The organism is Bacteroides sp. RCH18 (assembly GCF_058231005.1).
On the sequence record NZ_JBIPTC010000001.1, the window covers coordinates 314,545 to 327,685 of the forward strand.

9 protein-coding genes are annotated in these 13,141 nt (G+C 40.3%); 7 read left to right on the forward strand and 2 right to left on the reverse strand.

Going from position 1 to position 13,141, the window contains the following annotated elements; genetic code table 11:
- The first annotated feature begins 108 nt into the window (after positions 1-108).
- From ACHLI0_RS01260 to ACHLI0_RS01285, 6 genes are all read left to right on the forward strand, one after another.
- Positions 109-2,913 (forward strand): fimbrial protein, encoded by a 2,805-nt coding sequence (locus tag ACHLI0_RS01260; protein WP_490748277.1) that lies wholly within the window; start codon positions 109-111, stop codon positions 2,911-2,913.
- A gap of 15 nt (positions 2,914-2,928) precedes the next feature.
- Positions 2,929-4,650: a hypothetical protein gene (locus tag ACHLI0_RS01265; protein WP_055217673.1), complete on the forward strand. Its 1,722-nt coding sequence runs from the start codon at positions 2,929-2,931 to the stop codon at positions 4,648-4,650.
- 27 nt (positions 4,651-4,677) lie between these two features.
- Positions 4,678-5,250 (forward strand): DUF3575 domain-containing protein, encoded by a 573-nt coding sequence (locus ACHLI0_RS01270; RefSeq protein ID WP_234117696.1) that lies wholly within the window; start codon positions 4,678-4,680, stop codon positions 5,248-5,250.
- An 11-nt stretch (positions 5,251-5,261) separates the two neighbouring features.
- A complete protein-coding gene (locus ACHLI0_RS01275) occupies positions 5,262-6,779 on the forward strand; it encodes a DUF3868 domain-containing protein (protein WP_490748278.1) in 1,518 nt (505 codons plus the stop codon).
- A 37-nt stretch (positions 6,780-6,816) separates the two neighbouring features.
- Positions 6,817-8,544, forward strand: a complete 1,728-nt coding sequence (locus tag ACHLI0_RS01280) for an Mfa1 family fimbria major subunit (RefSeq protein ID WP_055217677.1) — start codon at positions 6,817-6,819, stop codon at positions 8,542-8,544.
- Between the two features lie 220 nt (positions 8,545-8,764).
- Complete coding sequence (locus ACHLI0_RS01285; protein ID WP_055218537.1) at positions 8,765-9,718, forward strand: FimB/Mfa2 family fimbrial subunit; 954 nt, start codon at positions 8,765-8,767, stop codon at positions 9,716-9,718.
- Between the two features lie 106 nt (positions 9,719-9,824).
- Here ACHLI0_RS01285 and ACHLI0_RS01290 read toward each other — a convergent pair whose 3' ends face one another.
- Both ACHLI0_RS01290 and ACHLI0_RS01295 read right to left on the reverse strand, forming a co-directional pair.
- Positions 9,825-10,784, reverse strand: a complete 960-nt coding sequence (locus ACHLI0_RS01290; protein ID WP_234117702.1) for a helix-turn-helix domain-containing protein — start codon at positions 10,782-10,784, stop codon at positions 9,825-9,827.
- A gap of 242 nt (positions 10,785-11,026) precedes the next feature.
- Complete coding sequence (locus ACHLI0_RS01295; protein ID WP_055217681.1) at positions 11,027-11,986, reverse strand: hypothetical protein; 960 nt, start codon at positions 11,984-11,986, stop codon at positions 11,027-11,029.
- A gap of 204 nt (positions 11,987-12,190) precedes the next feature.
- Between ACHLI0_RS01295 and ACHLI0_RS01300 the strand changes: the two genes are divergently transcribed.
- Positions 12,191-13,120 (forward strand): UDP-glucuronic acid decarboxylase family protein, encoded by a 930-nt coding sequence (locus ACHLI0_RS01300; RefSeq protein WP_055217683.1) that lies wholly within the window; start codon positions 12,191-12,193, stop codon positions 13,118-13,120.
- The last annotated feature ends 21 nt before the right edge of the window (positions 13,121-13,141 follow it).

A 13,141-nucleotide genomic window follows, 5' to 3' on the forward strand; every position in this document is an offset into this window, starting at 1 on the left:
AGAAGTATATATATTAAGGGCTTGTTCAATTTATTATTGATGTTGATTTTTTCATCTTGTATTGATGAAACTTTCACAGACAATAGCACAAGCAATAGCTCATATATTATGATAGGAGGAACGACGACGCGGGCTGCAACGAACCCGGGAGATATTCCTGATGATTATGTTATTAAATCAATTCGTGTTTTGGCGTTTGAACAAGTCAATGGAAAATGTGTATCTAACAAGCTGTATACTGCTGCTAACGGGGATATTATAAAACATCCCATTAATCCCGGAGATTACGATTTTGTCTTTTTGGCCAATGAACCGTCCAATACGCTTATTATAAGTGGGTTGGATGGAATAAAGGAATATACTGATCTGGATGGAATAGCATATCCTGAACGCTATTTTTCGTCCGAACAGATTATTCCGATGATGCAGGAGATTAAAGGCGTGGAAGTTCTGCCGGGTGGACGGGGAGCTGTATTGAGTGATAATTCAACTGTGAATCCATTGCAACTGGGGCTTGACAGACTAGCTGTGCGGATAGATGTTGTATTGGAGTCGGAAGATGATCTGGAGGATATTTTCTCAGGACTTACATTTGAGAACATTCCGGATGCGGTGCCTCTTACTTCTAATTATCAAGGTACGATCGGACAGGATAATGTGCGCATTCTCACCAGAGCAGATAATGAAAGTTATTTCTCAGATGCAACTCCGAGCAGTGGAAGAGTATGGGCGAAGAAAATAAGCAGAATTATATTACCTGCTAAGGAACTGAAGACAAAAGAAGATAAAACGAAGGCAGTGGTTCTTACGTTGGATATGGGAAACCATTATAGTCCTTCTTGTGAGCTGAAGATAGCTTCGAACCCGGTGGATTACAGTTTGCCTATTAATACAATGCTGGATTTTCATGGTGTTGTCAAGGAACCACTGGAGGTAAATATAAAGGCTTCCAAGTGGGTGGATGAAGATAACGATTGGGATATAGATAATCAGCGTATATTGAGAATTTCGCATACGGATGCTTCGATAACAGACTTTAACGGTGCCCGGATTTCATTCTCGTCAAATATGCCTGTAGTCAAAGTGTTGCCCAAAGCGTACAATGTAACTACCGGTGTGCCTGTGGAGGTAGAGACCAATCGTATTTTCAACAGCCTTGCGTTCCAGACCACTGCAAACGGTACTAATGCTCCCGAACGGTTTATGTATACAGTTCAAAATGATGGCGGACAATTGTCGGGTACAGGATATATGGATCTGTTGGCTGATGGATGGGTTGAGAATGATTATTGGGGAAGTGGGGAAAATGATTATTATAGTATGGCAAAAGATGTAAGCGGTACATATAAAATTACCTTGTCGGCAGAGAATGAAGATGGTAGTAATGCTTTGCAAAGGGAGATCACTGTGAAGATTGAACAAAATGGTAAACGTCTTCAATTCTATCATCCTGCCGCTTATCAGGCAAATGGTGCGACTGGTTATACCGGCGCTTTCTGGAAGGACAATCAGTATGGAGAACGTATTATTATGGGACAACATGCCAGAGCCGGAGCAGATGCTGAGATACTTCCGGATTGGAATGCATGGGTAGATGATGACCCCTATAATATGGTTATATTGAGTACGACACCTAGCCTCGATCCTAATGTCGGAACATCTAATCCGGGAGATGCTGAGAATTTCCGGGTAACGGCCAATCTCCTGAAAGGAGAGGATGGCAGGAGTGTAAATGGAAAGGGACGTATTTATTTTCGTGTCGGATTGACAGGTGCGAATACAAGGAGCACCCCAAGATATGCAACAGTAAAATTGAGATATAGATTGTGGGGATGGCATTATGAAGAAGCTACAATTTACTTGAGACAGGGCGAAAAACCGGATTATTTATATTCCGGACGAAAAGGATCGAGAGCATTTGCAGTTTATAATATGACTCATAGCAGTTTTCTAACTGCTCCTGCAACAAGTCCTTTTAGTGTGGAAGTTAATAAAGGAAATGCTTCGGAAGTCGATTTCCCGACAAAAGCGGGAGCGCATTTCCAATGGGCAAGACTGAAACCTGGATCATACGGTAATTACTCCGAAGGATTGGAATTGGACACAGACTATGATAATTTTGGTTATAGAGCACTGAATCCGCGTCCAGATATGAATGCTATCAATCTTACAGGGTGGGGATGGAGCTATTATAAATATAATCAGTATCTGATATGGGATAATGGAAATGCATCCGATAGTTATAGTAACGATTTTGAAATCTGCCCTACCGGTTATCATCGGCCGAATGACGGAAGTATATCCGGAGGGGCTTCACATAACAGTACACTTGCGGAAGCGAATGCGTCAGAATGGAGAGCGTCCATATTTGCGGAACCAATGACAGGGGATGGGAATGAAATGTATGATCCTGCTAATCTGTATTATAATTCGAATCCTCCAAATGATGGACAAGTAGGTACTGCGCCCTCATATTATAAACCTGTACCTCTTCCCGACAATATGACATTCGGTTTTTATGCAGACGGATATTTTGACAGACGTCCGATAGAACAGAATTTTCTCCCGGAAAACAAAGTACAATATGGAGTTGGAATACATAGTGCAGACCCCGCATACTGGGGGTGTCTCTTCTTTAATGGTAGCAAGTCTTTGTTCTTCCCTGCTGCGGGTAGACGGAATTATGGTGCAGGAACAGAAACAATAGCCGGAAAAGAGAGAGCAGGCATATTGGAACATCCGAGTGGTGGGTTTTATATGACGGCATCGGCTGCCGATATACCCGAAAAACCTGGTACAGTATGGGCTGATTGGAGTTCTATATGGAACATGGAATTAAGCTATATAGAACCAGCACCTATAAGCACCTCGTTTAAGCATGGGGTGTCTTTAAGATGTGTGAAAAATGAATGAATTAATGAGTAAAGAATGAGATTGCAGATTAAAACATATATGCTCTTTTGGTTACTTCTATGCATGGTATCATGCGTACAGGAGGAGGTGGCTTCTTTGGTTCCTGCTGAAGAAGTAGACCAAGTCAGCATCGAGCTGTTTACAAGGCTAAGATCATATGATACTCCCGTGTCCAGAGCGGAAGCGGAGGAAGATGAAGTGTCCAAAGATCCTTGGATTCTTGTATTCACAGATGTTGGTGGGGGCGTATCTGATAATGCGGTATTTGCAGAAGCGGCACAGGCAAACATTAATGTCGGTAACAAAAGTTATGTGTTGCTTAAGCCACAGAATGTTACCTCATGGATTCTGATATTGGCCAATCCACAGGAAAAGTTCTATATTGGCAATATGGCTTATGACTTTTCGATTGATAATTTCAATAATCGTTTTACAGGTCAGACGCTTGCCAGTGTGACTTCTCAGATTTCGGCTATACCGATGAGTACTGTAAATGAGCCTCCATTTGTCGGAAAAACACTGCCGATGAGCTACCTGTATGAGGCTACAGGAGGGATTAATGTAAATACGAAAATAGGTACGTCTGACGTTCCATTGGAACTGACGCGTGCGGTAGCCAAGATCGTTGTGAAAAGTAATACTGCTGACTTCACTTTGTTGGGAGTGCATTCGGTATACAATATGAACAAAAATACGGTGCTGCATAATCTTTCCGGCGTTCCGGAAACGGCAACAAATGTGCTTGATTATATCAAAAGTGACACCGATGAAGATTTTGTCTTTGCAACTATTAATATAGCAGATCCTATATATGTATATGAAGCAGAGGCGAATAGTAATACTTACATGATCATACATGGACTCTATAAAGGAACTGAATATTATTATAAAATGGCTATAGCTGATAGTGATTTTAATTATATGGATATAAAGCGTAATCACGAATATGAGTTCACGATAGTATCTGCTAATTCTCCGGGATTTGCGACTTACGCTGATGCGCTTTTGTCGAAGCCTAATAACATGAACTTGAAGCATGAGGTTAAAATAACAGATCTTGCTTCTTATGAGATTAAAGCCAACAGTGAATATTTTCTTGCTGTAAGTAACCGGCTTTGTATCATATATGACGATACGGAGAGTTCGGGAAATCAGTATATTGCTTTTACGCTGACAACGGATTGTACTTATGCGCATCAATTCTCGGATAAAAGCAACTATCTGAAAGTGTCGAATGGTGCGATGAGTATCGTTTCTCCCACACCTGCAAGAATTCCTTCTGCCGCGAATGCAAATTCTCCGGTCACGACAGAAGTGATAGTAAAGCTTCCTGCCGGCAGTGCCGATAAATCAAGTATTAATATCAAGCTTGGTAATATCGAACAGACAGTCAACGTGGTAAGAAAATCTATTATTCCGGTTGGAGGAGCGGTGGTAAACTATTATACGGAAAATGCCGGCGCATATGATTTTGAATATTATCTTCTTACGGCAAAAGTAGATAATAGTGCCAATGTGCCATGGATTACAATGAAGAACAAATACGGTGTGACCAGTGCCGATCCTAATAGTATTATGGTAGAGGATGGAGTAATTGATATCCATGTGGCTTCCACCTCTGTTGCAAGAAATACGGTGATCTATCTGACAACTATAAGAAATCCGAATAAACCCTTGGAGGATGACAAAGATATGCCGAGACGAATCAAAGCGTATTTATATCAAAAAGGATCTTGATAATAGAAAAAAATAAAAAACTGATAAATGAAGAAAGTATTCATACTCATATTAGTCATGCTCTGCACATTTGCAGTGAACAGTAAAGCGCAGAAAGTTGCCGTCAAAAGTAATCTTCTTTATGATGCTACTACTACCATGAATCTCGGACTGGAGGTTGGGCTGGCACGTAAATGGACGCTTGATGTACCATTCAACTATAATCCTTGGAAGTTTAATGACGGAGCCAGACTCCGGCATTGGGGAGTCCAGCCGGAAATCCGTTACTGGTTCTGCGAAAGCTTCAGACGTACCTTCATTGGAGTGCACGGACATTATGCCGATTTCAATGTCGGAGGATTCCCCGACTGGTCGTTTATCAGTGAGAATATGCAGAACAGCCGTTATCAGGGGCATCTGTATGGCGGAGGTATTTCTGTCGGTCATTCATGGATATTGAAGAAACGGTGGAGTATAGAGGCATCTGTGGGAGTAGGATATGCGCACATTGTATATGAAAAGTATCCATGTAAAGCTTGTGGTACCAAACTGAAAGATACCAGCAAGAATTATTTCGGTCCTACGAAAGCGAGTGTATCACTTATTTATGTAATTAAATAAAAGAGAATAGAATGATGAAAAGAAATATACAGTTCATCGTATGTGTGTTGGCTGTTTTATGTCAGAATATAGGTTCGGCTACCGCCCAGACACGCTCTTATGACGGAACCATTTCTGTGGCACCGGTACAACTGGAGCAGCGTGGTAAAGTAGTTCATATAGATATTGATTTTATTTTGGATGATGTCAAGGTGAAGTCAGCACACGGAGTGGATTTTATTCCACAACTGGTGGCTCCGGCGCGTACTCTTGCTCTTCCGAAAGTGTCGATCAAAGGTCATAATGAATACCTGGCTTATGAACGCTGGCTTTCGTTGATGAGTACGAAGGAAAAGAATAGCTACGAGAAACCGTATGTCGTAGAGAAGGGGAATAAGAGAAGAAGTGGTACGATTCAATATAGATATATATTGCCATACGAAACGTGGATGGATGATGCACGTGTAGACGTGCAGCGTGACGAATGCGGTTGTGGTGAAACTGCACTGATGGGGGTGGATCCCCTTGGACCGATTAATCTGGAACGCGTACTGGAACCATATGTAGTGATGCCCTACTTTGCTTATTTTCAGCCTGCTGCCGAAGAAGTGAAAAGTCGCGATATACAGGCGGAATGTTTCCTTGATTTCGAGGTGAATAAAGTTAATATTCGTCCCGAATACATGAATAATCCGAAAGAACTGGCGAAGATTCGTGCAATGATCGATGAATTGAAGTCTGATCCCAGCATAAAGGTGAACCGCCTGGATATTGTAGGATATGCTTCACCTGAAGGTTCATTGGCCAACAATAAGCGATTGTCCGAAGGACGTGCGATGGCATTGCGTGATTATCTGGCATCCAAATATGACTTCTCACGAAATCAGTACTACATCATCTTTGGCGGTGAAAACTGGGACGGTTTGGTGAAAGCGCTGGATACGATCGATATAGATTATAAGAATGAAGTGATGGACATCATTACCAACATTCCTATAGAAAATGGAAGAGAAACGAAGCTGATGCAGCTTCGTGGAGGAGTACCTTACAGATATTTATTGAAGTATATATTCCCAAGTCTACGTGTGGCTATTTGTAAAGTGAATTATGAGATTAAGAATTTCAATGTGGACGAAGCGAAAGAAATGATAAAGACGCGTCCTCAGAATTTGAGCTTGAATGAGATGTTTTTGGTAGCTAATACCTACCCGAAGGGTTCTCAAGAGTTCATCGATGTATTCGAGACAGCTGTCCGGATGTATCCTAAGGATGAAATCGCTAATATCAATGCTGCTACAGCAGCTCTTTCACGCAATGACTTGGTGTCTGCGGAACGCTATTTGAACGTGGTAAATGCTAATAAGCAATTGCCGGAATATAGCAATGCTATGGGTGTATTAATGTTATTAAAAGGAGAGTATGAAAATGCGGAGAAATATTTGAAAGCCGCTGCCGAATCGGGTCTGGAAGCTGCCGGACACAATCTGGAGGAACTGGCTAAGAAAAAAACGAATGCAGCTGAAATAGAGAAAAAAAATAGAGATAAATAAACTAGTTAGAAACGCTTTTATTAATTTGTACAAAACAATGAAGAAAAAGAATTTTTTTATGTTAGCGCTTGCTGCTATGGCATTTGCTGCATGTAGTAATGAAGACTTGGTGCCGACGGATAATCCGGGTGGAGATAATCAACTGGTGACAGACCCGACTGGAGATGCGTGGGTGGCTTTAGCAGTAAAGACTCCGCAGACTCGTGCATTACATGACCCGAATCAGGAGCCTGCAACTGAGGCTGAGTCAAAAATCACGAAAGTACGTGCTATTTTCTTTACAGCAAACGATGCTAATGAAGATGCCGCTACTGTTACTGCTGATATCACATTGACTAATGACCAAGCTGGTCTTGGTAGCAATGGTATACCTTCGGGGGCCGGTAAAGCTTTTAAAGTTCCTGCAACTTCTAAACGAATATTGATTATTGCGAATCCGTCTGCAAAGTTTGAAGCTAAGACTGCTTCTACGGATGGTAAATGGCCTGCTGGAACTACTACCTATGCAACAGTAAATGCTGCTCTGGATGATACTGCAGGTGATTTGAGTACTGCAGGTAGTTTTATGATGTCTAACTCTAAGGGATCCTTGGAACCTTCAAATGAGGATGAAAATCATGCGACTTTGAATTTAGGAGATCCGATTGATTTGAGTCTTTATAAAACAGAAGCGGCTGCAAATAGTAATCCACTGTCAATTAGAATAGACCGTGTTGTTGCAAAAGTTCGTGTTTATATAACTACAACTTCAGAAGCTAAAGCTACTATTTCTGATGCAGGATGGATATTAAATGCTACTAATAAGACATACTTCCCTATATCTAAGAGAACATTGACTTGGAATGAAAAGCCTGAAAATAAAAATGCAGGTATTGGTAATGCAGGTCGTGGAACATGTATTACTCCGTTTGACCAGTATAAGATAGGTTCATATAGAATTGACCCTAATTATGATACTCAGGTATTAACTAACTATAATGCGTATGATAGTAACAGTGATGTAAGTCTGATAAATTGGAACCTTGATAAAGCTAGCGAGTATTGTCTCGAAAATACTCAAACAGCTGAACATAACATGCACGCTTATACTACACATGTTTTGTTGAAGGCCAGATTTATTCCGTCTGAATATGGTTTGCCTAATGACGGTAAATCTACTGATCAGGAAGGTGAAAGTGATCCGGCAGGTACACCGGGTAAAGGTGACTGGATGTTAATCAGTGGTGGTTTTTATACTTATACTACACTAATGGTATGGATTGAAGCAGAATTGACTGAAAAGTATACAGATAAGGAACCTGCTACTTTCCCGACAACCCGGACTACTGCATTGAACAGATATTTAGATGCTGTTGGTGTTGGAGCAGTTTCTCTGCCTGCTAAAGTTGATGACCCGGCTAATATTCCAACTGTTGTTGCTGGTCTTATACAGGATTTTGAGGATAAGAAGCCTCTTTTATTAGCTAAGACTGATAAGGAAAGGGCTATCTCTGTAGTGGGTCTTACTTATTATGTGAACGCTGTTAGTTACTACAAAATCATGATCAAACATGATGATACAAGTGCTGCAGTAAATGAATTGGGTGAATTTGGTGTAGTACGTAACTCTGTTTATGATATTAATGTTACGAAGTTCAATAATCCGGGATATCCTGGTATTCCAGATCCGGAAAAAGAGACTCCAGATGAAAATGACGAAGGTTGGTTGTCTATTGAAATTAAGACTAATCCTTGGACTTGGTACACTCAGACTGAAGAATTCTAATTTTGAATCAGTAATTTGAATTCAATTTCTTTAAATAAGTTGTGGGAGAGTATCTCCCGCAACTTTACTCTCAACTCAATAAAAAGTTTCCGGAAACTTTTTGCAAAACTTCGGGATATTACTTTTAGACGGAATCAATGGTTATTCTGTCCCTTCATTTGGAAATAACGAGAAAAGAAATGTTTCTTTTCCTCTATATATAATTGAAAAAAAGGAAAATATGAATCTAAAAAGCTTTATATGTCACATTACTCTGGGAGTTCTTTTATTAGCCTCCGGAATAATGACTTCATGCGACAGCTTCAACGAAGACCTGCCGGAATGCCGCTTGTTGGTCAAATTTAAGTATGACTACAATATGCTTTTTACAGATGCTTTTCATACTCAGGTGGATAAAGTAGAGCTTTATGTATTTGATAAAGACGGAAAGTACCTGTTTAAACAAGCAGAAGAGGGGAGTACATTATCGACCGGCAACTATCAGATGGAGGTCGAACTTCCTGTCGGGCAGTATCAGTTTATGGCATGGGCTGGTGCACGTGATTCATACGATATAACTGCATTGACTCCGGGCGTTTCTACTATTTCAGACTTAAAGCTAAAATTGAAACGTGAAACATCTCTTGTCATTGATAAAAAGATAGAGACACTTTGGTATGGTGAAATTATCGATGTGAATTTTACCGGCACTGAACATCAGACCGAGACTATCAATCTTATCAGAGATACAAAAATGGTGAGATTCGGCTTTCAGGCTTATACAGGCAACTGGACATTAGATATGAATGATTATGACTATGAGATTATAGAATCCAATGGACATTTGGGGTATGATAATTCATTGTTGAATGATGATGTATTGAGCTTCCGGCCTTATTATATGGAACAAAAGGATCCGGCTACCGCTTTTGTTGATTTAAACACAATGAGGTTAATGGAAGATCGGGAAACCCGTTTGGTCGTGACTGAAAAAGCAACAGGGAAAAAAGTGTTTGATATCAATTTGATTGCCTACCTTGCTATGACTAAAATGGAAGGGTATAATATTGGTGTACAAGAATATTTTGATCGTCAAAGTGAATATCATATCATCTTTTTCATGTCTGAGTCATGGCTTGCCGTTCAGATTGTAGTCAATGGATGGGTGCATCGTATTCAGGAAGAAAATCAATAAGATATAAAGAAATATAATAGTGGGGAACTATTATTAGTGGGACAGGATGAATAATCCTGAAAAGGGAAGGCAGACCAGATTGATAACGATCTGGTCTGCCTGTTTTTTACAGCGTATCGATGATAGCCTGCTGTTTTTGCAGGAACTCGATACGTTGGGCTTCTCCACTTTCTGAAATCAGTGTAGAGTGGCGTTTCAGTGACTGGATCCAGTTCCGCTGTATCTGACAGATTTGCGGACTTTGCGAATCCATTGAATTGATAGAATACACCCGGAGCAGACTGACTTGGTAGTCTTTTTTCTCTATGTAGGTGTAAGTGGCCTCAAAATCGATGTTAGAGAGGTAGAAAGATACTTTATGTCCTTCGCTGAATTCTCCCTTGATCGACAGCATTTCCATGACTGCAAGTAGCTGATAAAGCTCTTCTTTCAGATGAGCTACATCCTCCTCCGTAATTAGATTCAGACTGGCGAAATACTTGATTTCTTTGATGAATGAAAGAAAGATGTTGCTATCCCAGATAAAGTAGGTCTTCGGACATTGCTTTACGCTTTCGCTCAGTTTCTTATGTGCATTTACAATCTTTTCATCAACCTGCATCTCCGCCAGTGAATTGGGAGTCTTCATCTGTCCGTTCTGATAAATCCATCGGCAGAGACGGAACTTGGACATGTATTCAAAAGACGAATAAAGGGTGAAGGGGAGAAGATTGGAAGCTGTATATACTTCCGTGGTTTCGTCTCCTTTCACATATTCGAATATCTTCTGATAACGATTAATAATCTCATAATAACTGTCTAAGGTGTTAGGTGAATTAAGCAGGTTCATGTCAAAAGTAACTCTGTTAGATAGATGGTTACCTATAATTTGATCAATAGAAATACCGAGCTTTTTGGATAGCAGTGCTACTTCATCGATAGTGAAGGCTACTTCGCCCCGAAGCCTGCGATAGACAGCTTCTTTTCCCATATACAAAATGTCTGCCAGAGAATTGGCTAGATTTTGTCCTTTAGGGATACGCTCTTTCATTGCAATAATCAACTCGTTTACAATACCATTTTTCATTGTTTGTTCTCTTTTATATACGTTAATACTCTATGTGATACATTCTATGCAAAATTACGGCATGTAAACGAGAGTTTTGTGTGGGAAAACAGCTTTGAGGGGTAAGGGATTTTTCTTATTTGATAGAATAGAGGTAGAAAGAGGACGTATAATGGAAAAAAGTAGGCAAGATGCTTGTCTACTTTCATGATTTGGAACTATAATTTTTAGTTAGTTTCGATTATCGAAAATGAGGAAAAAAACTACAGAGCATCAATAATTTCCCGCTGTTGCTTGAAAAATTGAATGCGTTGCATCTCGCCGCTTTCCGAAATTAGTGTTGAGAATTTCTTTAGTGATTGAATCCATTCTTTCAGACTTTGGAACATCTGAACGTCCTGCGTAGTGAGTGAATTAATGGAATAAACACGTATCAGACTAAGTTGCAGTGTATTTGTCTCCAGATAACTGTAAGTTGCCTCGAAGTTGATCTGTGACACATAGATATGCACGTCGTTACCAAAGTCTGTCTTTCCTTTTATAGCAAGTTTTTCCAGCTCATCTGTAAGTATCAGCAGTTCTTCTTTCAGGTTTTGCTTCATTTCGTCTGAAATGAGATGAATATCAGAGAAATACTGTATGTCATTGATCAGATGAAGAAACACCATACTGTCCCAGATGTAATCAGTAGAATGAATGTGATGAGAAAGCTTTGCGAAATCTTGTTGGGCATTGATTATCTTTTGAGGAATATCCAGTTCCTCGAAATGCTTACAGTTGATATGTTCATTCTGATACATCCACTTGAAGAAACGGAACTTGGCCAGAAGCTCATGTCTCAGATAGATCGTTTGGGGAATAACGTTGGAAGCAGTTCCCAGGGTAGCACTTGGGTCATCCCTCAATGTATGGAATAACTTGACGTGCTTGTTCAGGAAATCATAGTAGGTTTCGAAGGGCTCGCCATGATCTACTACATTGATATTGAACATCGCATTGTTGCTGAAGCTGACTCCTGCAATTCTGTCTAATGATATCCCCAGTTCTTTTGAAATAATAGCTGCTTCCTGGAAAGTGAAGGGGACTTCGCCGCGCAGCCTCCGGTAGATAGCTTCTTTACCCATATAGAGGGTATCCATTAGTATATTTGCCAATTGTCCTTTTGCAGGGAACTTTTCTTTGGCCGCTTCTATCAGGTTTGTATTAAGTTCATTCATTATCATAATCCAATTGAATTAGTGGTTTGTTTCCATTAATAACACTTGACACTGGGAAGTTGTTTCGGAAACTGAAACAATTTTATTTTTGCTTTTCTTAAAAAATATCCACCTCTAAAATTGTATATTATGAGCAAATCGTTTACATTTGCCTCTATAAACAAGACGGGGAAGTTATCTTCTCTGAAAAACAATAGTTAAAATTAGAAGATGAAAAGAATATTGGTAAGTGGCGGGGCCGGATTTATTGGTTCGCATCTTTGTACTCGACTTGTAAATGAAGGACACGACGTTATATGTTTGGATAACTTCTTTACAGGTTCTAAAGACAATATTAAGCATTTGATGGGAAACCATCATTTTGAAGTTGTAAGGCACGACGTTACTTATCCTTATTCTGCCGAAGTGGATGAAATTTACAATCTGGCTTGTCCGGCATCTCCGATTCATTATCAACATGATCCGATTCAAACTGCCAAAACATCTGTGATGGGTGCTATCAATATGCTCGGATTGGCGATGAGACTGGATGCCAAAATACTGCAAGCCTCTACCAGTGAAGTGTATGGCGACCCGATCGTTCATCCCCAGCCGGAAAGTTATTGGGGAAATGTGAATCCGGTAGGCTACCGGTCGTGCTATGATGAAGGTAAAAGATGTGCTGAAACCTTGTTTATGGATTACTACCGTCAGAATCAGACTCGCATCAAGATCATCCGTATCTTTAATACTTATGGTCCGAGGATGCTTCCTAACGATGGTCGTGTGGTCTCGAACTTTATCATACAGGCGCTGAATAATGAAGATATTACGATATATGGTGATGGAAAACAAACACGCAGTTTTCAGTATATCGATGACTTGATAGAAGGAATGGTTCGGATGATGGATACGGAGGATGACTTTACAGGTCCGGTGAACCTTGGAAATCCGAATGAGTTTCCGGTTCTTGAATTGGCGGAAAGAGTGATCCGGATGACCGGCTCTACTTCGAAGATAGTCTTTAAACCTCTGCCGACCGACGATCCGAAACAGCGTCAGCCGGATATAAAGTTGGCTAAGGAGAAACTGGGATGGCAGCCTACCGTTGAACTGGAAGACGGATTGAAGCGTATGATTGAGTATTTTAAAAATATCTGATGTAATATAAAAAATAGAATG